Source organism: Peteryoungia wuzhouensis, assembly GCF_003205195.1.
GTDB lineage: Bacteria > Pseudomonadota > Alphaproteobacteria > Rhizobiales > Rhizobiaceae > Allorhizobium > Allorhizobium wuzhouense.
In genome coordinates, this window is record NZ_QJRY01000001.1 from 1,174,186 (window position 1) to 1,195,471 (window position 21,286).

Consider the following 21,286-nt stretch of genomic DNA (forward strand, 5'->3'; position numbering starts at 1 on the left):
ACGATTTTAATGGTACCCGTCGCTTACGCTTGATAGCGTCTCCCTAACCCTTCCCCCTCTCCTTCTCCACTTTTCGAGGCTTTCCATGCAGAAACGTGCTCTCGGCCGCACCGGCCTTTCCATCGCCCCCGTCGTGCTTGGCGGCAATGTCTTCGGCTGGACCGCCGACGAGAAGACGTCCTTCGACATTCTCGATCGTTTCTTCGACGCCGGCTTCAACACGATCGATACGGCCGACATCTATTCGAGCTGGGCCGATGGCCATGTCGGCGGCGAAAGCGAGACGATCATCGGAAACTGGCTGAAGCGCGGAAGCGTGCGCCGGGAAGATGCGATCATCGTGACCAAAGTGGGTGGCGACCTCGGCGAGAACCGCCGGGGCCTCAGCGCCCGCTGGATCGCCGAGGCGGTCGATGATTCCCTTCGCCGCCTGCAGACCGACTATATCGATCTCTACCTCGCTCACTGGCCGGATGCGGACACCTCCCACGAGGAAAGCCTGACGGCCTTCTCCCGGCTCAAGGAGCAGGGCAAGGTCCGGGCGATCGGCTGCTCGAACCTCAATGCCGAACAATTGCAGGCGACCTTCGATGCCGCCAAGGCGGCGGGTGTCAGCCGCTACGACGTGCTCCAGCCCGAATACAATCTCTATACGCGCTCGACCTTCGAGGGAGATCTCGCAGCACTCTGCCAGAAGGAAGAGATCGGGGTCATCACCTATTTCGCCCTCGCCTCGGGCTTCCTGACCGGCAAGTACCGCAGCGCTGCCGACACCGAAGGCAAGGCTCGCGGCGAAGACATGGGTCCTTATATGAATGACCGCGGCTTCCGCATCCTTGGTGCATTGGATGCCGTGGCCGCAGAGACCAAGACCAGCCCGGCGACGGTCGCCATCGCCTGGATCGCGGCCCAGCCCGCTGTCACCGCACCGATCGCATCGGCCACGAGCCTGCGCCAGCTGGAAAGCCTGATTGCAGCCGGAAAACTGGAGCTGACCAAGGCGCAGATCGAAGCCCTGAACGCGGCCAGCGCATGAGCCGCGCCTCGCTTGTCATCCGGGATGCCACGGCGGCTGACGAAGCCGCCTGGCGTGGCCTCTGGAATCAGTATCTCGCCTTCTACAAGGTGGACCTCGCCGACGATGTCACGGCCCATACCTGGGCGCGCATCCTCGACCCTTCGTCGCGCGTGGCCATGCGGGTGGCCGAGGTCGAAGGCGTGCTGGCGGGTTTCGCCATCCACCATTTCCACGATTCCACCTGGGTGAAGACGCCGGATTGTTATCTGGAAGACCTGTTCCTCGACGCCACGTTTCGCGGTCGCGGTATCGGCCGGGCGCTGATCGACGACCTCATCGCGATTTCCAGGGCCAAGGGCTGGTCGCGGCTCTACTGGCACACCGACCGGGGCAATGAGACGGCGCGCAAGCTCTACGACACCTATGCCCCGGAAGATGGTCACGTGCGCTATCGGCTGAAATTCAGCTGATCCTCATCACCCGCGCCAGCGGAAGAAATCGATGAAGGCGCGCAGCGCAGGGCGCATCTGACGGCGGCTCGGATAGTAGATCGAGAAGCCGTCAAAGGGCGGGCACCAGTCGTCGAGCACGCGCACCAGACGCTCTCCCTCGATGTCCGCCTCGATGCGGGCATCGAAAACATAGGCGAGCCCTGCCCCATCCAGGGCCGCTTGGCGCATCAGGCTCTGGTCGGAGAGGATCAGGCCGCCCCGGACATCCACCGCGATCGCCCTGCCGTCCTTCTCGAATTCCCAGCGATAGAGGGTGCCGCTGGAAAACCGCCGGCGGATGCAGATATGGCTTGCGAGATCGCGCGGATGGATCGGCTTCGGGTGGCTCTCGAAATAGCCCGGCGCGCCGACGACGGCGCCCCGCCACGACCCGCTCACCCGCACGGCGACCATGTCGGCTTCCAGATGTTCACCAAGCCGCAAGCCGGCGTCGAAGCCTTTCTCGACGATATCCTCGAACCGGTCGTCGGTGACGATCTCCAGTTCGATATCGGGATAGAGCCGCACGAATTCGCCGAGACGCGGGGCGATCAGATCCCGTGCGGCAAGGAGCGGCATGGTGATGCGCAAGGGACCGGCCGGCTTGTCGCGTCCGTCGGACAGGGCCGTCAGCGCGGCTTCGATGTCACCCAGCGCCGGACCCAGCACGTCGAGAAGTCTGCGCCCTTCCTCGGTCGGGGCGACGCTGCGCGTGGTGCGCGCCATGAGCCGCAACCCGACACTGCTTTCGAGCGCCGAGATCGCGTGGGTGACGGCCGAAGGAGCGATGCCCAGCTCCGTGGCCGCCGCGCGGAAGCTTCCATGCCGCGCAACGGCGGCCAGTACCGCCAGCTGGGAGAGTTGAGTTCGGTTCATAATTCCAAATGATAGAACAACCCATCACGATCCGCACCCATTTTCAGAACTCATCGGACGCCCTAGATTGCCTCTACCTGCTGTGCCGGTCCGCATCGGCATGGTATCCTGGTTCCCGAACACTCCTTGAAGGAGGCCATCATGCAATCCCGTCGTCTCGGTTCCCTTTCCCCTTCCGCCATCGGTCTCGGCTGCATGGGCATGAGCCATGCCTATGGCACCAATATCGACGAGGCCTCCGCCCAGGCCCTGATTGACCGGGCCGTCGATCTCGGTGTCACCTTCTTCGACACCGCCGAAGTCTACGGTCCCTTCACCAATGAGGAACTTGTCGGCAAGATCCTGCGCAAACATCGGGATCGGGTGCTCATCGCCACCAAGTTCGGCTTCACCATCGGCGACCAGGCGAAGGCCGCCCGGCCCTCGGGCCTCGACAGCCGGCCGGAACACCTGCGCGCGGTAGCGGATGCCTCGCTGAAGCGGCTTGGCGTCGAGGTGATCGATCTCTTCTACCAGCACCGTGTCGATCCCGACGTGCCGATCGAAGAGACGGTCGGCGCCATGGCGGATCTCGTGAAGGAAGGCAAGGTGCGCGCACTCGGCCTTTCCGAGGCGAGTGCTGCGACGCTCCGGCGAGCGCATGCGGTGCATCCGATTGCGGCCATCCAGAGCGAATATTCGCTCTGGACCCGCGACCCTGAAACCAACGGTGTCTTCGACACCTGCCGCGAGCTCGGCATCGGCTTCGTGCCCTTTTCACCGCTCGGGCGCGGCATGCTGACGGGGGCTCTCAAGGATCTCGGCAAGCTCGGGGCGAATGATTTCCGCCGCGGACTGCCGCGCTTCGACCAGGCGAATTTCGATGCCAATCTGGCACTGGTCACGGCACTGGAAGAGATGGCTGCGGCAAAGGGCGTCGCCGCCGGTCAATTGGCGCTCGCCTGGGTGCTGGCGCAGGGCGATTTCATCGTGCCGATCCCCGGCACCACCAAGATCGCCAATCTGGAAAGCAATGTCGCGGCGACCGCGATCATGCTCTCGCCCGAAGATCTGGCCACACTGGGCGCCCTGGTTGCCCCCGACAAGGTGGCCGGCGCTCGCTACAATGAAAGCATGGCGAAGATGGCCGGACGCTAGCCGGATAGGGGGAGGCTGTCTCCGCGTCCCCCGTCTCGCCCTCCCGGAACGTCCGGTGGGCCTGATGCGCTCAGGTTCTGGAGCTCCGCCCCTCGGCCGCCGGTTTTCCAGCGTAAAACGAGCGCTTGTTTTCATACATCGCGTCGTCGGCGCGTTTCATCAGCGCCTCCATGCTTTCGCCCGGTTCACTCGTCGCCGCGCCCATCGAGATGCTCAACACGGCATCCGAATAGAACTGGTTGTTGATCTTGAGGATCTCGTTGATCGTTTCGGCCATGCCGAGGGCAACCTGGTGATCCGCGCCCGGCATCAGGACGGCAAATTCGTCGCCGCCGATGCGCGTCGCGTGATGCGGCGGCTTCACGACGCTGTTCAGCACCTCGCCGAAGCGCCGCAACAGCTGATCGCCGGCATCATGCCCACGCTCGTCATTAGCCTCCTTCAAACCGTTGAGGTCGATGACGATGGCCGAGACCGGGCGCAGTGACTTGCGCTCCAGCCGGTTCAGTTCGTCCGTATAGAAGGCGCGGTTGTGCAGCTTGGTCAGAATGTCGTGTTTGCCGAGATATTCGAGATAGGCTTCGGCCTTCTTGCGGGCCGTGATGTCGGTGAGGGCCACCTGCACCCGCGACCAGTCGTGCTCATGGCCGGGGAACACCGCAAAGTTCAGGAGGATATGCCGCTCGCTGCCGTCGAGGGCGTAGTTGACCACTTCGCGGCTGTGGAAGAGACGATTTTCCCAGAGATCGACCAACTGCTCCCGGAATGGTTTTTCCATCTCGCCGCGAAAGATTTCGCTCTGGCGCATCAGGAGCGTCTGCCGATCCGGCGCCCCGAAGAGATCGAGGGTCGCCTGGTTGACATCAAGGATCCGGATTTCGGACATGCATTGGCGCACGAATTCGGGATGAACATCGGTGAAGACGCGAAAGTCCACGATGCCGCGGGCACGCACATCCTCAAGCAGGGTGTGAATGCCGCTGAAATCCTCGATCCAGAGCGACACGGGCGAATGCTCGAAGACCCCTTCGGCATAACGACGATTTTCCTGTTCGGCGCGCCGCGCATCTTCCCGATCGGTGACGTCCTCGGTTGTGACGAGCAGCTGGCCAAGCGTCTCCTCGTGACCAGGCAGAACGGAGCCGCGCAGCTGAATGTCGAGCCGGCGCCCGGAGAGCGTATAATTCGCCGTGGCCCCGACGAATTCCGTCCTGCCATCCCAGAGATCCGTCAGCTCGTTGATATGGGTTTCCCACATGTCATCGCGGAAAACCTTGTCGAGATTGCCGGAAAGCTCTTCCAGGCTGGCCGCCTCGAACAGTTCGAGCGTCTTGCGGTTGACCTTCAGGATGCGGATCTTGGCCGAGCATTCCGCCACGCGTGACACATCCTGTCGCAGAAAGCTGCGCAGGTCGGTCACGCCGCCCGCGCGCCACTCGTCGAACTGCGCCTTCACCGCGCTGAAATCCTCGATCCACATCGCAATCGGGGCGAGTTCAAAGATGTTCGAATCGATGGAATCGGTCATGAAACTAGCCTGTCTGAATTCATCGCGTCATACGGAATAGGATGGAGCACAACCCGCACCCTAGGTAGAGTTGATTAACGCTCTGTTGCTCGCAAAGGGTTGAAAGCGGCTCACCTGCGCCTGCGGGGCGAGCGGCGGTCTCAGCTTCTCGTGATACCGCGCCGATAGGCGGACGGTGTCGTGCCGGTCACCGTCTTGAACATGCGCGTCAGGTGGCTCTGGCTGCTGAAGCCGCAGGCGCTGGCGATCTGGGCAATCGGCTCCACGCCTTCCAGCATGCGGCGGGCGCGGTCGATGCGGCGGTTCATGATGAAGCCATGGGGCGAGACACCGCAACTGAGACTGAACATGCGCTGCAGATGGAATTCGCTCAGGCCCGCCAGGGTCGCCAGTTCCTGCAGCGTGATCGTGCGATGGAGCGCCGAGTCGATAAACTCGATCAACCGCCGACGAACCGCAGGGGCGAGACCGCCACGCAGGGTCACGGCCTTCTCGCCGCCATATCGCGGATCAAGGAAGAGATGCCCGACGGATGCCGTCAGCGCCTGTTCTGCCCAAAGCCGGTCCCCGCTTCGCGTCGCCTGGGCAAGCTGCCCGAGGGCACCGGCCAGCTGCGGCGCTTCACCGAAGGTCGTTTCCGGAATGACCATGAGCCGCGCATCGCGGTCGAAGGTCTCGGAAAAAAGCCGTCGCAGCTCCTGATCCGAAACATAGAGATGGACGAAATCGAAAGTGTCGGTGATTTCCCACTCCGACGAAGCGCCCTCGGGCATGATGCAGAGCGCACCCGGCCAACCATGAATGGAGCCGGCGTCGATACGGCGGGTGCCGTCCCCGCCGAAGAGGTAACAGCTGAACGTGTGGCCATCGGCGCGCTCGTAGCGCATCCGGTCATGGCTGTTGCGCCAGAGGGCGCTGGCCCTGCCCTCGCCGAGGTCGAGCGCATGCAGCCGCTCGGCACGGGACGAAGCGGACAGCGAACTGAAGACGGACGAGGCATGCAGCATGAGAATGGTCCGATGATCTCGGCGCATTCTAGCGCAAGACGGCTCCTGCGCCACCCATCCGCCGCGCCCGTCGCACGCTTCGGCGCAGTTCACCGCAAGATCATGCAAGAATTCTCAATCGGACCGGCGCTCAAGTCACTGACAACGCCATGACGCGGCACCCGGCATGACTGCCCGCTCGCTGCACAAGACCGAATTGAACCCGCCATGACCAATCTCCTGCTGTTTTCCTCCACCGTCCTGATCTGGGGTACGACCTGGATCGCGATTGCGCTTCAGATCGGCCCCGTCCCGGTGCTGGTCTCGGTGTTCTACCGCTTCGCCACCGCCGCCCTCATTCTGGTCGCGGCCCTCGTCGTCACTCGGCGGCTGAAGGTGCCGACACGCGCCCAGCAACCTTTCGTGCTGGCCCAGGCGCTCTGCCTGTTCTGCTGCAACTTCCTCTGCTTCTACCATGCCGCCAGCTATGTGCCCTCGGGCCTGATCTCGGTCGTGTTTTCGCTGGCGACGATCTACAACGCGGTCAATGCCCGTCTCTTCTTCGGCGACCGCATCAGTCCGCGCACGCTGCTTGCCGCAGCCTTGGGTGCCACCGGTCTCGTCCTGCTCTTCGGGGTGGACATTCTGTTCAGCCTCAACCCGGACAGCTGGAAGGGCATCGGCCTCTCGGCTTTGGGCACGCTGTTCTTCTCGCTCGGCAACATGGCCTCGCGGCGCAACAGCGCATCCGGCATCGCGCCGATCACCGCCAATGCCTGGGGCATGAGTTATGGGGCGCTGGCGCTGCTGGCTTTGATTTTCCTCACCGGCACCCCGATCGTCGCGCCGCCGACACTCACCTATTTCGGTGCCATGCTCTATCTCGCGGCGATCGGCTCGGTCGTCGGCTTCACCACCTATCTGATGCTGGTTTCGCGCATCGGCTCGCAGAAGGCGGCCTACGCCACCGTGCTTTTCCCCGTGGTCGCGCTGACGCTGTCGACACTCTACGAGGACTATCACTGGACCCTGCTCTCAGGCCTCGGCCTGCTGATGACGCTTGCCGGCAATGCCGTGATGTTTGCGAAGCTCCCGACGCGCAAAGCCGTGCTCGTCGACGAAAAGCTGCCGGCCTGAGCCGGGGCGTGCGAGACGGCCTACCCTGGCAACGGCCTTGAAATGACCTGACGCGCAGATTTCGCGCGTCAGCGCCCGCTTTCTGCGTTATGAGGGCTGAGACCCCTGACATGCCCCGGAAAGCCAGACCATGTTCTCACCTCTCCAGCCTTGGCTCCGCTCTTGACACGGCTGACCGATACGACGGCCCTCGACCGGCTCGGCTTTGCCGCCTTCTTCGCTGAACAGGTTGGCCCCGATGAGAGCCATCTCCTCGTGCGGCGCATCTCGTCTGTGCACCGCGATCGGCTGGATGCGATCGACGGCAGCGGCCCCGTTTCGATCACGCTTGCCCCGAATGCCAACACGGCCGATTACGCTGTCGGTGACTGGGTGCTCGCCGATCCCCATGACGGGGCACTCGTGCGGCGCCTAGAGCGCCGTACCGTCTTCCAGCGCCGCGCCGAAGGCGTGATCGGGCACCAACTGGCCGCCGCCAATGTCGACACGCTCTTCGTCGTCACCTCCTGCAATGCGGACTTCAACCCGGCACGCCTCGAACGCTACCTGATCATGGCCAATGAGGCCGGCACGCGCCCGGTCATCGTACTCACCAAGGCCGATATGGTCGATGACGCCGAGACCTATGCCGCGCAGGCATCTGCCCTGCAGCGGGATCTTTCGGTGGTGATCGTCAATGCGCGCTCGCCCGACGCCATTAAACCGCTGATGCCCTGGTGCGGACCGGGTCAGACGGTGGCGCTGGTCGGCTCATCGGGTGTCGGCAAATCGACGCTCGTCAACACGCTGTCGGGTCCGGGCGCCGGAGAGCCGCAAAAGACCGGCACCATCCGCGAGCAGGATGCCAAGGGCCGCCACACCACGACGGCGCGCTCCTTGCATGCGATTGCGGGCGGTGGCTGGGTGATCGATACGCCCGGCATCCGCACCCTCTATGTCAGCGACGTCACCGACGGCATCGACACGCTGTTTGCCGAGATCACCGAGCTTGCACCGCATTGCAAGTTTCGCGACTGCAGCCACTCGCATGAAAAAGGCTGCGCCGTGCAGGCCGCGATCCGGGAGGGCACGCTCGATCCGGACAGGCTCGAGCGCTGGCGTCAGCTTCAGGCGGAGAACCGCGACCGCACGCCTGTCTATACGGGACCGAAGGGCAACAAGACCCTGCGCAAGAAGAAGTATTGAGCTTTCGACCGCACATCCCTACATAGGGGATACAGACGACGCCCTTCGCACGCGTCGCATCCGCTCGCCTCGTGCGAGCTTTTCTTCCCCGTTTACCGCGACATCTAGGGCTTCGGCATCCTGCCGGGGCATATTCCGAATTGGAGATCAGCATGGCAGACGAAACCACCGCCCCCGCGGCGCAGAAGGGCTATGAGCCCATCCCCTTCGCCAAGAAGCACCGCATCTCGGTCGAAGACGCCAAGGCAATCCTTGCCAAGCATGGCAGCGACCGCAAGTCCGCCGACAAGGAAGGCCGCCGCGTCAGCCTTTGAGGTTTTCGCCGCAGGTCCCTGGCGTTGCTGACATCAGGTAGAAACAAATGAGCCCTTCCCCTGTTTGACGGGGGAAGGGCTTTTTCATGGAGACCGATGGAGACCGGCAGAGCGCCTGCCAGACCCAGACCCGCGCTTAGGCGCGCAGCGCACCACCGGTGGACTTCTCTACATTGCCGACGATCTTCTTCGTCAGCGCGTCGAAATCCTCGTCGGTCAGGGTCTTGTCGGCCGGCTGGATCAACACTTCGATCGCCACCGACTTCTTGCCCTCGCCGACAGATGCGCCTTCGAAGATGTCGAAGACGTTGACGCCCGTGATCAGCTTGCGGTCGGCACTGGTTGCGGCCTTGATGATCGCGCCGGCTTCGACCGCCTTTTCGACGACGAAGGCGAAGTCGCGCTTCACCATCTGGAAGGGCGAAAGTTCAAGGGCTGCCTTCGTGCGGGTCGCCTTCTTCTTCGGCTCCGGCAGGGCATCGACATAGATCTCGAAGCCGCAGAGAGCGCCTGAAACGTCGAGCGCTTCCAGCGTCTTCGGGTGGAATTCACCGAAGGTGCCGAGGATGACCTTGGGGCCGGCCTTGATCGTGCCGGACCGGCCGGGGTGATACCATTCAGGACCACCCTGTTCGATCTGGACATTGCTAATCGGAATGCCGCAGGCTTCGAGGACTGCCAGCGCATCGGCCTTGGCGTCGAAGACGTCGACCGGCTTGCCGCCGCCCTTGGCGGTGTTCGACCAGGCGCGACCGGCACCGGCAAGCGAGGCCGTGCCACGACGGACGCCACCGGCGACGCGGCGCTGGGTGTCGGGCGTATCGCCTTCATAGGTGCCGGAAACTTCGAAGATCGCCACATCGCCAAAGCCTCGATCGGCATTGCGCTGGGCGGCCGTCAACAGGCCGGGGAGCAGCGAGGGCCGCATGTTGGACATATCAGCGGCAATCGGATTGACCAGCTTCAGCTTCTCGCTGCCGCCGCCGAAGAGCTTGGCGTGTTCTGCCGGGATGAAGGACCAGGTGACGGCTTCCAGCATGCCGCGCGCGGCAAGCGCCCGGCGCGCCGTGCGGGTGCGGATCTGCAGCGTCGTCAGGATCTTGCCATTGACCGAACCGGTCGGCGGCAGGGGCTCCGGCTTGATCTTGTCGACGCCAAACATGCGCATGACCTCTTCGACGAGGTCCGCCTTGCCATCGACATCAGGACGCCAGGACGGAACCGAAACCTTGGCGGCCTTGTCGTCGCCCGACAGGATCTCGAAGCCGAGTGCCGTCAGGATCTGGCGCGATTCGTCGTTGGAGACGGTCAGACCCGTCAGGCGTTTCACTTCCGAATAGGGGAAATCGACCACCTTCTTCTGATGGCCCTTGTAGCCTTCGACCTTGGCTGCCGCCGCCGTGCCGCCGCACATCTCCAGCACCAGTTCGGTCGTGCGCTCCAGACCCGGGATCATGTATTCCGGGTCAACGCCACGCTCGAAGCGGTAGCGCGCATCGGTGATGATGCCATGGGCGCGGCCGGTCTTGGCGATGTTGATCGGATCCCAGAGGGCCGACTCGATCAGCACGTTGACGGTGTTCTCGTCGCAGCCCGAATGCTCGCCGCCCATGATGCCGCCGATGGATTCCGGGCCATTGTCGTCGGCGATGACGACATTGTTCGGGTTCAGCTTGTAGGTGCGGGTGTCCAGCGCGAGGATCTCCTCGCCTTCCTTCGCCCGGCGCACGACAAGCGCGCCCTTGACCTTGTCGGCATCGAAGACATGCATGGGGCGACCCTGGTCGAAGGTCATGTAGTTGGTAACGTCAACGAGTGCCGAGATCGGGCGCAGGCCGATCGAGAGCAGGCGCTGCTGCATCCATTTCGGGCTCGGGCCGTTCTTCACGCCGCGCACGAGGCGATAGGCGAAGCCTGGGCAGAGATGGTCTTCGAGTTCCAGCTTCACCTCAACCGGCGTCTCACCCTCGACCTTGAATGCCGGTGCCTTCGGCGCCTTGAGCTTACCCAGGCCGGAGGCGGCCAGATCACGGGCAATGCCGAAAACCGAGGTGCAATCCGGACGGTTCGGCGTCAGGTTGATCTCGATGACCGGATCGTCGAGGCCAGCGTAAGAAGCGAAGGACGTGCCCACGGGCGCATCCTCGGGCAGATCGATGATGCCGTTGTGGTCGTCGGAAATGTTGAGCTCCTTTTCGGAGCACATCATGCCATGGCTCTCGACGCCACGGATCTTGCCGACCGAAAGCGTCACATCGATGCCCGGCACATAGGTGCCCGGCCGCGCCAAAGCGCCGATCATGCCGGCTCGGGCATTCGGCGCCCCGCAGACGATCTGCACCGGCTTGCCGTCGCCGGCATCGACGGAGAGCACCTTCAGACGATCCGCCTCGGGGTGTTTTTCCGCCGTCAGGATCCTGGCGATGACGAAGGGCTTGTAAGCCGCCTTGTCATCGACATCCTCGACCTCAAGACCGATCGCGGTCAGCCGCTCGCAGATTTGCTCAAGCGACGCCTCGGTTTCCAGGTGATCCTTCAGCCAGGAGAGTGTGAATTTCATTGTCTTTTACTTCCCTTAAGCGATCGGCACGATTGCTCGAATTTCCTCGATCGACAGATTTGATTCCTCGAAGCAATCCGCTCGCATTGCTTTGCATATCTCCGCCACGAGGCGGCGGACCTCTGCAGCATCTCGGTTGAAGCGGTCATGGTTCGTGGCCGCGTAGAAGTTCGACAGTTTTCCGACGGCCTGGATTACCTGGTCAGATCCTACGACCAGAAGCTCGACCTCGGCCTGATAGTATTTTCGGCGAACGTCTTCAACCCGTTCCGGGCTGTCTGACATCGCTATAAAAGCACCCAGATAGTTGCGATAAGCCGCTCGTCTCATCTCGATCAGGGCAGAGTTTCGATCAACGATCTTCTGATACGCGTATGTTCCTGCAGCTCCGGCAACAGAGAGGATTACGACCAGGAAAGGCGACCATTCGGCAATCGTCATCGAAAACTAAGCCGCCTTCTCCGGCGCCTTGGCCTGCGGATACTTCCAGCCGGCAAGCATCCCTCGGATCGACAGATCTTCATCGACATCCGGCCAGTGCACCCCGGCGAGCATCAACTCAATTTTGTTCCTCTGGGCCGGCGTTGCCGCAGAAAGACGTGGGTACCACCACAAGGGTGTGATCACCTCTCGCTCATCCGCCAACCGAACGTGAAGATTGTGAAGGTCGCACCAGGCCTCGACCGGGCGTTCGTTTTCAGGATACAGACTTGGCAAATTCATTCCATGCCTCCACAAATTGCCCGTGGTGATCATTGACGACATCCATAATACGTCTCAAGTCCACCGCATTAAAGCCCTTCGCCTCGACCAGTTCTATTGGCTCAAGCCAGATTTTGGCGGTGCCACCGTGACCGGTGACATGGATATGCCGAGGCTCGCCCATATCGAAACCATAGAAATGGAAACGGAACCCATATTTGCGAAGGACCGTCGGCATAAAGCTCACCCTTGCATAATATCCTTCAACCTGAAGGTCCTAACCCTACTGTCTCGTTCCCATCTGCATCTTGCCCGAAGCGTCCAGCGGTCGACCGCCTGACGCCTGTCTTCCGAGGAGCATGCTGACCACCGTCACATCGAGATCGATATCGGGCCAGTGAATGCTCGACGGCATGAATTCCACGTTGTTCCGCTCCACCGGCAGCGCCTCCTGAAGGGGCGGGTACCACCAGACCGGGACGCTGACGATCCGACCGTCCGTCAGTTCCACATGCAGCAGGTCGTCATCGCAAAGCAGGTCGACCGGGCGCATGTTGTCGAGATGTTCAATCACGTCACATTTGCCTTCATTCACTCGGAATGGCGGTTTCATCCACCCGTCCGTCTGGCCGCCCCTCTTGCAGCGGGACAGCCACGCATTGTGCCGATCAGGCGCTCAAACCGCCAAACAGCGTCGGCACATCCAGCGGGCGGAAGCCGTAATGGCTCATCCAGCGGACATCGGCGTTGAAGAAGTCGCGGAGATCAGGCATGCCGTATTTCAGCATGGCGATGCGGTCGAGGCCCATGCCCCAGGCAAAGCCCTGGTATTCGTCCGGATCGAGACCGCCGGCGCGCAGCACATTCGGGTGCACCATGCCGCAGCCGAGGATTTCCATCCAGTCCTTGCCTTCGCCGAACTTGACGATCGGGCCCGAGGAGCGGTCGCACTGGATGTCGACTTCGAAGCTCGGCTCGGTGAACGGGAAGAAGGACGGGCGGAAGCGCATGGTGACGCTGTCGACCTCGAAGAAAGCCTTGCAGAACTCTTCCAGGATCCAGCGCATGTTGGCGACATTCGCCGTCTTGTCGATGACCAGACCCTCGACCTGATGGAACATCGGCGAATGGGTCGCATCTGAGTCCTGGCGATAGGTCTTGCCCGGAATGACGATGCGGATCGGCGGCTTCTGGGCTTCCATGGTGCGGATCTGCACCGGCGAGGTGTGCGTGCGCAGCACCTTGCGGTCACCGTTCTCGTCGGGCGAGAGGAAGAAGGTGTCGTGCATCTCGCGGGCCGGGTGGCCTTCGGGGAAGTTCAGCGCCGTGAAGTTATAATAATCGGTCTCGATATCGGGACCTTCGGCGATCGAGAAACCCATGTCGGCGAAGATCGCGGTGATTTCATCGACGATCTGGCTGATCGGGTGGATGCGGCCGCGCTCGGCGGGCGAGGAGCGCACCGGCAGCGAGACATCGACGGTCTCTGCCTTCAGGCGCGCATTGATCGCGGCGTCCTTGAGGGATGCCTTGCGGGTGGTAATCTCGTCGGTCACCTCATTCTTCAGCGCGTTGATCGCCGCACCGCGCGTCTGGCGCTCTTCCGGCGTCATCGTGCCCAACGTCTTCAGGAGTTCGGAGACCGAGCCCTTCTTGCCGAGTGCGGAGACGCGCACCGCCTCGATCGCGGCCTCGTCGCCGGCTGCGGCGATCTCGGCGAGCAGCTGTGCCTTCAAAACGTCTAGTTCAACCATCTCATCCTGCCTTGGCGGTCTTCGGGCCATCCACCGAAAGGGGCGGAACCCGCATCAGAAATTCAGTTGCCATGATAAAGCGTCGCAGATCACTACCCATGTGCAGGCGGCCAATCAACCGGGCGAGCGGCAAAATTCGGCCGATCAGAGCCGTCAGCCTGACCAATTCGACGCGGGCCGCTTCCGGCGCCCGGGCAAGCCAGGCCTCAAGGGCCGCCGGACAGGTGGCCTCGGGGTTAACCGCGAAGGCGGTCACGACGAGGAAGTAGAGCAGGACGTCGCGCGCCTGGGCCATGGCGAGTGGCATGACCGAGGCCGGGTCTTCTTCGAAGTCCATGAAACCGACCGCACCGTCTTCGAGGAAAAAATCCCGCACATGCGGCCGGCCGTGGCTCAGCCCTGCGGCATGGACCCTGCCCAGCGCCTCCGCCACCTGGATCAAGAAGGCATCATGCGCCACCGGATCGGCATTGCGCATCTCCCTCATGCGACGGTCGATCGTCGGGCCGACATCGGACATGACCATTGCGGTGGCTGAGGCGTAGACGATCTTCGGCACCGGAAAACCCGCCGCAGCAAAGGCGCGGATGCGGGAGACCTCCCGTGCCTGCATGGCCTCGGGCGAAAGCTGCGGCGAAGGTCTGAGAACGGGAATGCGGAAGAGGGCCGCAAAGAAGCCCTGCACCGCCACCAGCGGCGGCAGAACCTTGCCGCCCTGGCGCTTGATCCAGACGGTGCGGTCCTTCAGCTCCAGCCGCTGCACGCGGCCGTCGCTTTGCATCATCGCGCGCAGCAGCTCGCCGATCTCGTCACTGCCGAGCAGGATCCCGTCTTCGATCGCGGCGCCCGGCCCATCCGGATATGCCATGTCAGCTCCATCAACACGCCCGTTTCCAGCGCGCGTCCTTGCCTCTTTTAGTCGCTCTGCCCTTCACGCCGGTCAGGCGCGATCGCAAAGAAAAACCCGCGCCGGTCGTCCAGCGCGGGTTTCCCAAGATGTCAAACGTTCGGGAAGCGCTGGCTTACTTGACCGCGCTTTCAAACTCGTTGGCCGTGCCGGCGTCCTTGAGGTAGACGAGCGCGTTCTTGGAAGCTTCAACGAGCTTCGCGAATGCTGCCGGCTCATGGATGGCGAGGTCGGAGAGAACCTTGCGGTCGACTTCGATGCCAGCCTTGTTCAGGCCGTCGATGAAGCGGCCGTAGGTCAGGCCGAATTCGCGGACGGCAGCGTTGATACGCTGGATCCACAGTGCGCGGAAGTTGCGCTTGTTGACCTTGCGGTCGCGGTAGGCGAATGCCTTCGAACGATCAACGGCAGCCTTTGCGGCGCGGATCGTGTTCTTGCGGCGGCCGTAGAAGCCCTTGGCTGCCTTGAATACCTTGTTGTGCTTGGCGCGGGAAGTTACGCCACGTTTTACGCGTGCCATGTCATGATCTCCTTAAATGATCCAAAAAGCGTGGGGTCTCAGAGACCGTTCGGCAGGTAGTTCTTGATGACCTTCTTGCCGTCAGCTTCGGCGAGAACCATCGTGCCGCGAGCGTTGCGGATGAACTTGTTGGACCGCTTGATCATGCCGTGGCGCTTGCCGGCGCCAGCCGCGAGGACCTTGCCGGTTGCAGTGATCTTGAACCGCTTTTTGGCGGAGGATTTCGTCTTCATCTTGGGCATTTTGCTACTCCATTGTTCTTGTATCGAAACAGGCAGACGAATGCCCGTTTTCAAGCATAAAGAACGGCCACGGCATGCCCTGCCGGACCGTTCGGACGGGCGCTTATAACCGCAGACCCGAAAAAGCGCAACGGGGCGTGGATTTTATTCTTCGCCGTCGGGTTTTCCGTCATGCATGCGTGACGGCAAAGTCAGCGTGACCTGCAATCCGCCAAGTGCAGAGCGGGCGAAGGAAAGCCCGCCACCATAGGCCGACAGCACGTCGGCGCTGATCGCAAGCCCGAGCCCCGACCCTTCCCCCTCACCCAGATGCACGCCACGCCCGGCAATCTCGGCCAGGGCTGCCTCCTCGACACCGGGACCGTCATCCTCGACACAAAGGCGGATGCGATCGCCCTTTCGTTCGGCGGACACCGAGATGACGCTCGACGCAAACCGGGTCGCGTTGTCCAGCACGTTGCCGAGGGCTTCGGCGAGATCGGCGGGATCCATGTCGACCGTCAGCGTATCGTCAAGCCGGAGGTTCCAGTCGATGCCGCGCGCCGTCGTGACCGGCATCAGCACCGAGACCAGCTTGCCGGCGAGAGACGCAAGCCGCGTCTGCGCCATTTGCTCCACCCCGAGCCGGGCCGATTGCAGCTGCCTGTCCGCCCGCTGCCGGATGAGGTCGACCTGCTGGCGGATCAGCGCCTTTTCCGGATCGGGCAGCCCGTCGGCCACGTGCAGGAGCACCGTCAGCGGGGTTTTCAGACCGTGGGCAAGATCGCTTGCACGCGCCCTTGCCCGCTCGACAGCCGTTTCGCGCTCCTGCAGCAACTGGTTCAGTTCCAGCACCAGTGGCTTCAGCTCCGTCGGCCCCTCCCCCTCGAAGTGGTCCAGGAGGCCGGAGCGCACCCGCGCGAGGCTCGCCTGGAGACGCGACAGCGGGGCAAGCCCGATCCCGATCTGCAGCATGGCTGCGGCGAGCAGAACGGCTGCGGTGGCGGCGAGCATCACGGCCATCGAGCCATGATACTCGGAGATCGCATCGTCGATCACCTTGCGGTCGAAAGCCGCGAACAGCGTGAAAGGGCGGGTGCCGCCTGGGGTTTCGAGGTCGATCCAGCGGAGATCGACGAGGATCGGCGCGCCATCGGGGCCTTCCGTCTCACGAAAGCCGTAGGGGCCGGCATGAAGGGCGGACAAGGGCAATTCGACATCCCAGAGGGAGCGCGACCGGATCACCCGGCCATCCTCGGCAATCACCTGCCAATACAGGCCGCTTCCGGGCAGGCCGAACCGCGGATCGCTCGGCTCGTTGGTGACAACAGGCTCGCCCTTGCGGATCTCAATGCTCGCGGCCAGTTGATCCATGATCGCCGACATATCGGCGCGATAACGATCGGCGGCATAGGTGGAGAAGACCCGACTGAGCCCGAAGCCGACCAGCACCAGCACGAAGGCGATCGCCAGGACGGCACCGATCACCAGGCGCAGGCGCAGAGACTGCATCATGCGCCGTCGCCCGACAGCGTGTAGCCGAAGCCCCGCCGGGTGGCGATGGCCAGCGGATGGGTCTTGCGGCGGATCCGCGCGATCATCGCTTCGACGGCATTCTTGGCGGCATCGTCGTCGCGGCCCTGGACCTGGCGGGCGATTTCCAGCGGATCGAACACCCGCGCCGGTTCCGTGACGAGCAGCGACAGAAGCCGGTACTCAAGCGGCGTCAGTTCGATCGGGCGCCCTTCAAAGGTCACACGCCGTGCCGCATCGTCAATCACGAAACCACCAGCCGAGGCTTTGGTCTTGATGCGCCCGCCGGCCCGGCGCAGCAGCGCCTTCAGCCTTGCGATCAGCTCCTCATTGCGGAAGGGCTTGGGCAGGTAGTCATCGGCGCCGGCTTCAAAACCGTCAACCCGCTCCATCCAGGACCCACGCGCGGTCAGGACGAGGATCGGCGTTTCGAGGCCGGCCGCCCGCCAGCGTTTTAGGATCGACAAGCCGTCCATGCCCGGAAGGCCGAGATCGAGCACAATCGCGGTATAGTCACCCGTCTCGCCTTCTGCCCAGACCTCGGGACCCGATGTCAGGTGATGGACGACGAAGCCCTCCGCCTCCAGCTTCGACCGGGTATAGTCGGCAATGGTCGCATCATCTTCAGCCAGCAATATGCGCATCGTTCACCATCCAAACAGGGTCAGGCGCCGGCCGCTTGCGGCATCCAGCTTCAGGGTGCGAACGGTGGCGCCTTTCTGGACCTTCAGCGTATAAAAGGGCTTGCGTGCCTCGAGATCGAGATTGACCGAGATGACGCGCCCGCCGCCCATTTCTTGCACGCGCTTCAAAATGTCCTTCAGCGGCAAGATGCGCCCCTCGCCGACAGCCTCGCGGGCGCGCTGATGATCACGGTCCGGTTGCGATCGTCCCGATCCGCTGCTGCCTTCATTGCCGCCCTTGTCATCGTCCCCGCCGTCATGATTGCCATCATCGTCGCTGCCGTTGTCCCTGCCGCTGTGGTCATCACCGCCGCCGGAACCGCCGTCGCTTCCGCCATCGTCGCCGCCGCCGTGACCGCTGTCGTCGCTTCCGTCCTTTGCGGCAGCCTGCGGCGCCCACGCAAGCGGCGTGGCGACACAAGACACGGCAAGAAGCAGGAACAGAAAGCGGCGGCGGTCCATCACGGGCTCGATCAGTAGCGGGGGGCCAGCCTAGCGCGACCATGCGCGGCCGCCAACTGACAAATGATTAGCCCCGTCCGGTGGGGGCCGGACGGGGTAAAACGGCGATGGTCCCGCGGCGGCTAGGGCATCGCCGTTGGCACCGGCTTAGGGGGCCGGAATGACGGTGACGCCGGTCAGCGTGCCCTTGGGCGCCCGCAGCTTGATTTCGGTTCGGCCATGTTCCGCTTCGGTCTCGAAGCGCAGACGCTTGCCGTTCTGATCGACCGGGACCATCGACCCGTTGAGCAGGCCCTGCAACTGTGCATCGTTGACGATCAGACGGATTTCATCGCGATTTCCACCCTCACCGTCATCCATGCGGTCGTCGTCGGCGCTGTCGTCGCTATCGCCGGCGGCGCGGTCGCCGCCGTGGTCGTCGCCCTTGTCGTGATCCGGGCCGTCGTCACTGGAATCGTGATGGCCCGAACCACGTCCGGAGTCGTCACGACCACTCTCATGGCTGTCATCGCTGCCGCTGTCATTGCCATCGTCGCTGCCGCCACGAGCCTGGGCCTGTTGCTGCATGAGCGCGGAGAGCGGGGCCGGGGCCATGGCGCCCACGGCCGGCAGAAGGGCGAGCGCGAGCACCGCCGTGCCGGACGCGAGAAGGGTGCGTCGGATGCGTGCAGTCATGATGCTTCCTCCATAATTAGACATATTCGATGGAAGGATCATGCATTGTGCCGACTGACAGACCGGCCAAGCCGACGGTCAGCATTCTGTCAGCAATCCGTGCAATCTGACCGGATGCACGGTTCACGCACGAAAAAGCCGCCTTGCGGCGGCTTCTTCAATTCCGACAGGTGCGGCGGCGGAGCCGGCCTCAGGCTCACTTCGGAGCGAGCACCATCATCATCTGGCGACCTTCGAGCTTGGGTTCGGCTTCCACCTTGGCGATCGCCAGCGTGTCTTCCTTGACCTGCAGAAGAAGCTTCATGCCGAGTTCCTGGTGGGCCATTTCGCGGCCGCGGAACTTCAGGGTCACCTTGACCTTGTCGCCTTCTTCGAAGAAGCGGTTCATCGCCTTCATCTTCACCTCATAGTCATGGGTGTCGATGTTCGGCCGCATCTTGATTTCTTTGACTTCGACGATCTTCTGCTTCTTGCGCGCTTCAGCCGCCTTCTTCTGGTTGGCGTATTTCAGCTTGCCCAGATCGAGGATCTTGCAGACCGGCGGCTCCGCATTGGGCGAAATCTCGACCAGATCCAATCCGGCCTCTTCCGCCATACGCAACGCCTGATCCGTCGGCACGACACCGAGGTTCTGGCCTTCTTCGTTGATCAACTGGACCTTGGGTATGCGAATTTCTCGGTTGGAGCGCGGCCCATCCTTAACGGGGGCATCGGTCTTAAACGGTCTGCGAATGGTCGTATTCTCCTCGAACTATTTCGAAATGCATGCGGTCCTGGTCCGCGCGCATACGCGTGACAGGGCTATGTGATACTTGTGTCGGCAGAGTCAATAGCATGGCTCGCAAAGAAAATCACCTGTTGTCGGTCACTTCCTGAATGTGTTTTACACCCCTGCAGCGAATCGGAGCACGTCATGAACCAGCCCGCGAACATCCTCAGCGAAAAGACCCTCACCGTCGGCACCGGGGTTTCGGCGCGGCCGATCAGCGTCATCGAGCGGTTGGCCGCGCCGGATGCGGGCGCGGACAGGCCGGTGCTGGTGTGGCTCGGCGGCTATCGCTCCGACATGTCCGGGACGAAGGCGATCGAGATGGACGCGCTTGCCGCCGAGCATGGGATCGGCGCGATCCGCTTCGACTATTCCGGCCATGGCGTTTCCGGCGGCGATTTCGCCGAAGGCACCATCTCGCGCTGGACCGAGGAGGCGCTTGCGGTGATCTCGGCCTCGGGCGCCCGGCGCGTCATCCTCATCGGCTCATCGATGGGTGGCTGGATTGCGCTTCGCGTCATCCAGGAAGCCCGCAGGCTCCGCCTCGGCTTCACCGTTGCCGGCCTCGTCCTGATCGCGCCGGCGCCGGATTTCACCTCCGAACTCATCGAACCCAGCCTCACCGAGGCCGAGCGCCGGTCGCTTGAAGAGCGGGGCTTCTTCGAGGAACCGTCGGACTACAGCCCCGAGCCGAACATCTTTACCCGTGCGCTGATCGAGGACGGGCGGGAAAACCGGGTGCTGACGGGACTGATCGAGACCGGCTGCCCGGTGCATATCCTGCAGGGCATGAAGGATCCGGACGTGCCCCATACCCACGCTCTGAAGCTGATGGAATTCCTGCCGCTCGATGACGTGGTGCTGACGCTGGTGCGCGACGGCGACCACCGTCTGTCCCGGCCCGAGGACATTGCGCGGATGAAAGCGGCCATCCTGTCGATGATCTGACGGCGTCGACCGACGTCCCGGATACGCCGGCGTCAGGATAATCCTGACAGGGCGGGAACATTCTGGCCCGTCCGCCGGTTGGAACTGTCGCATTTTAACCATAGTGACCGAATTGCGGGGGAGTTCGTCCCCGGCCACGTTGACTCATGCCCTGTAGCAATCTTAACGTTTTGTTAAGGATACAGGGGACAGGTTCATGACGAACGGTTCACGCGCCATCAAGGCGCTGATCATTGCTGCAGCGGTTCTGGCGCCCGCCCATGCCGGTCATTCGGCATCATCGCTGTCACGCTCGATGATTACCGGGCAGATCACGTCCCAGCCGATTGGCCATTACGAATTCTGCAAGTCGCTGCCGCAGGAATGCGCCATGCGCACCCGCCCCTCGACCCCGCCGAAGATCACCGATCACGGCTGGGGCCTGATCCATGACGTCAATGCCTCGGTCAACCATGCCATCGTGCCGATGACCGACGAGCAGATCTATGGCCGCGAAGAGGTCTGGGCCTATCCGACCGATGTCGGTGACTGCGAGGATTTCGTCCTCCTGAAGCGCAAGAAGCTGATGGAAGCCGGCTTCTCCGTGGCCGACCTCCTGATCACGGTCGTGCGCAAGCCGGATGGCGAAGGCCATGCCGTGCTGACCGTGCGCAGCCAGGCCGGTGACTTCGTGCTCGACAACCTCAACGACGACGTCAAGCTCTGGAGCGAGACGCATTACACCTTCCTCAAGCGCCAGTCGTCGACCGACAGCGGCCGCTGGGTGACGATCGAGAACGGCACGTCCGACGTTCTCGTCGGCGCGCTTCAATAAGCTAGAGCACGTCCACTTTACTCGGGGTCATATCCGCAGGATTTGAAGTAGTTGGCGCATTCCTTC

Annotated in this window: 25 protein-coding genes; 8 read left to right on the plus strand and 17 right to left on the minus strand. The window is 62.9% G+C overall.

Features of this window, described 5'->3' with window-relative positions:
- Positions 1 to 85 precede the first annotated feature (85 nt).
- Entirely contained in the window at positions 86 to 1,036 is a 951-nt protein-coding gene (locus DMY87_RS05800; RefSeq protein WP_110790274.1) for an aldo/keto reductase, read from the plus strand.
- Positions 1,033 to 1,488: a GNAT family N-acetyltransferase gene (locus DMY87_RS05805; protein ID WP_110790275.1), complete on the plus strand. Its 456-nt coding sequence runs from the start codon at positions 1,033 to 1,035 to the stop codon at positions 1,486 to 1,488. Before DMY87_RS05800 ends, DMY87_RS05805 begins: the two co-directional genes overlap by 4 nt.
- Positions 1,489 to 1,494: 6 nt before the next feature.
- Here the strand turns inward: DMY87_RS05805 and DMY87_RS05810 are convergent, their stop codons facing one another.
- A complete protein-coding gene (locus DMY87_RS05810) occupies positions 1,495 to 2,385 on the minus strand; it encodes a LysR family transcriptional regulator (protein ID WP_110790276.1) in 891 nt (296 codons plus the stop codon).
- Between the two features lie 141 nt (positions 2,386 to 2,526).
- Here DMY87_RS05810 and DMY87_RS05815 point away from each other — a divergent pair, with 141 nt between their 5' ends.
- Positions 2,527 to 3,522 carry an aldo/keto reductase gene (locus tag DMY87_RS05815; RefSeq protein ID WP_110790277.1) on the plus strand — a complete coding sequence of 332 codons (996 nt, stop codon included), beginning with the start codon at positions 2,527 to 2,529 and terminating at the stop codon, positions 3,520 to 3,522.
- Positions 3,523 to 3,592: 70 nt separating this feature from the next.
- Here the strand turns inward: DMY87_RS05815 and DMY87_RS05820 are convergent, their stop codons facing one another.
- The gene (locus DMY87_RS05820; protein ID WP_110790278.1) at positions 3,593 to 5,050 is read right to left on the minus strand and encodes a sensor domain-containing diguanylate cyclase; all 1,458 of its coding nucleotides are present in this window, start codon (positions 5,048 to 5,050) and stop codon (positions 3,593 to 3,595) included.
- A 140-nt stretch (positions 5,051 to 5,190) separates the two neighbouring features.
- On the minus strand, positions 5,191 to 6,084 hold the full coding sequence (locus tag DMY87_RS05825; protein ID WP_483428577.1) for a helix-turn-helix transcriptional regulator: 894 nt from the start codon (positions 6,082 to 6,084) through the stop codon (positions 5,191 to 5,193).
- Positions 6,085 to 6,264: 180 nt separating this feature from the next.
- Between DMY87_RS05825 and DMY87_RS05830 the strand changes: the two genes are divergently transcribed.
- The 3 genes from DMY87_RS05830 to DMY87_RS24120 all read left to right on the plus strand — a co-directional run bounded on the left by DMY87_RS05830 (position 6,265) and on the right by DMY87_RS24120 (position 8,672).
- Positions 6,265 to 7,173: a DMT family transporter gene (locus DMY87_RS05830; protein WP_110790279.1), complete on the plus strand. Its 909-nt coding sequence runs from the start codon at positions 6,265 to 6,267 to the stop codon at positions 7,171 to 7,173.
- Positions 7,174 to 7,335: 162 nt separating this feature from the next.
- Positions 7,336 to 8,358, plus strand: coding sequence for a ribosome small subunit-dependent GTPase A (gene rsgA / locus DMY87_RS05835; protein ID WP_110790398.1), 1,023 nt, complete (start codon positions 7,336 to 7,338; stop codon positions 8,356 to 8,358).
- A gap of 152 nt (positions 8,359 to 8,510) precedes the next feature.
- Entirely contained in the window at positions 8,511 to 8,672 is a 162-nt protein-coding gene (locus DMY87_RS24120; RefSeq protein ID WP_165826146.1) for a hypothetical protein, read from the plus strand.
- Positions 8,673 to 8,808: 136 nt separating this feature from the next.
- Here DMY87_RS24120 and pheT read toward each other — a convergent pair whose 3' ends face one another.
- From pheT to infC, 14 genes are all read right to left on the minus strand, one after another.
- Positions 8,809 to 11,232 (minus strand): phenylalanine--tRNA ligase subunit beta, encoded by a 2,424-nt coding sequence (gene pheT / locus DMY87_RS05840; protein ID WP_110790280.1) that lies wholly within the window; start codon positions 11,230 to 11,232, stop codon positions 8,809 to 8,811.
- A 15-nt stretch (positions 11,233 to 11,247) separates the two neighbouring features.
- Complete coding sequence (locus DMY87_RS05845) at positions 11,248 to 11,673, minus strand: hypothetical protein (protein WP_110790281.1); 426 nt, start codon at positions 11,671 to 11,673, stop codon at positions 11,248 to 11,250.
- A 6-nt stretch (positions 11,674 to 11,679) separates the two neighbouring features.
- Positions 11,680 to 11,955: a DUF2442 domain-containing protein gene (locus DMY87_RS05850; RefSeq protein ID WP_110790282.1), complete on the minus strand. Its 276-nt coding sequence runs from the start codon at positions 11,953 to 11,955 to the stop codon at positions 11,680 to 11,682.
- The gene (locus DMY87_RS05855) at positions 11,930 to 12,172 is read right to left on the minus strand and encodes a DUF4160 domain-containing protein (RefSeq protein ID WP_110790283.1); all 243 of its coding nucleotides are present in this window, start codon (positions 12,170 to 12,172) and stop codon (positions 11,930 to 11,932) included. Before DMY87_RS05855 ends, DMY87_RS05850 begins: the two co-directional genes overlap by 26 nt.
- Positions 12,173 to 12,217: 45 nt before the next feature.
- Positions 12,218 to 12,547, minus strand: a complete 330-nt coding sequence (locus DMY87_RS05860) for a DUF2442 domain-containing protein (protein ID WP_245408825.1) — start codon at positions 12,545 to 12,547, stop codon at positions 12,218 to 12,220.
- Between the two features lie 55 nt (positions 12,548 to 12,602).
- Entirely contained in the window at positions 12,603 to 13,688 is a 1,086-nt protein-coding gene (gene pheS / locus DMY87_RS05865) for a phenylalanine--tRNA ligase subunit alpha (protein ID WP_110790284.1), read from the minus strand.
- Position 13,689: 1 nt separating this feature from the next.
- Positions 13,690 to 14,556, minus strand: coding sequence for a lipopolysaccharide kinase InaA family protein (locus DMY87_RS05870; RefSeq protein ID WP_110790285.1), 867 nt, complete (start codon positions 14,554 to 14,556; stop codon positions 13,690 to 13,692).
- Between the two features lie 154 nt (positions 14,557 to 14,710).
- Complete coding sequence (gene rplT / locus DMY87_RS05875; protein WP_110790286.1) at positions 14,711 to 15,115, minus strand: 50S ribosomal protein L20; 405 nt, start codon at positions 15,113 to 15,115, stop codon at positions 14,711 to 14,713.
- 38 nt (positions 15,116 to 15,153) lie between these two features.
- Positions 15,154 to 15,357: a 50S ribosomal protein L35 gene (rpmI, locus tag DMY87_RS05880; RefSeq protein ID WP_054156359.1), complete on the minus strand. Its 204-nt coding sequence runs from the start codon at positions 15,355 to 15,357 to the stop codon at positions 15,154 to 15,156.
- A 144-nt stretch (positions 15,358 to 15,501) separates the two neighbouring features.
- A complete protein-coding gene (locus DMY87_RS05885) occupies positions 15,502 to 16,851 on the minus strand; it encodes a sensor histidine kinase (RefSeq protein WP_110790287.1) in 1,350 nt (449 codons plus the stop codon).
- Positions 16,848 to 17,513, minus strand: a complete 666-nt coding sequence (locus DMY87_RS05890; protein ID WP_110790288.1) for a response regulator transcription factor — start codon at positions 17,511 to 17,513, stop codon at positions 16,848 to 16,850. Before DMY87_RS05890 ends, DMY87_RS05885 begins: the two co-directional genes overlap by 4 nt.
- A 3-nt stretch (positions 17,514 to 17,516) precedes the next feature.
- Positions 17,517 to 18,014: a PepSY domain-containing protein gene (locus tag DMY87_RS05895; RefSeq protein ID WP_110790289.1), complete on the minus strand. Its 498-nt coding sequence runs from the start codon at positions 18,012 to 18,014 to the stop codon at positions 17,517 to 17,519.
- 147 nt (positions 18,015 to 18,161) lie between these two features.
- A complete protein-coding gene (locus DMY87_RS05900; protein ID WP_110790290.1) occupies positions 18,162 to 18,689 on the minus strand; it encodes a hypothetical protein in 528 nt (175 codons plus the stop codon).
- A 196-nt stretch (positions 18,690 to 18,885) separates the two neighbouring features.
- Complete coding sequence (gene infC / locus DMY87_RS05905; protein WP_110790291.1) at positions 18,886 to 19,422, minus strand: translation initiation factor IF-3; 537 nt, start codon at positions 19,420 to 19,422, stop codon at positions 18,886 to 18,888.
- Between the two features lie 180 nt (positions 19,423 to 19,602).
- Here infC and DMY87_RS05910 point away from each other — a divergent pair, with 180 nt between their 5' ends.
- The gene (locus DMY87_RS05910; protein WP_110790292.1) at positions 19,603 to 20,406 is read left to right on the plus strand and encodes an alpha/beta hydrolase; all 804 of its coding nucleotides are present in this window, start codon (positions 19,603 to 19,605) and stop codon (positions 20,404 to 20,406) included.
- Between the two features lie 196 nt (positions 20,407 to 20,602).
- Entirely contained in the window at positions 20,603 to 21,220 is a 618-nt protein-coding gene (locus DMY87_RS05915) for a transglutaminase-like cysteine peptidase (RefSeq protein ID WP_110790293.1), read from the plus strand.
- Positions 21,221 to 21,286 lie beyond the last annotated feature (66 nt).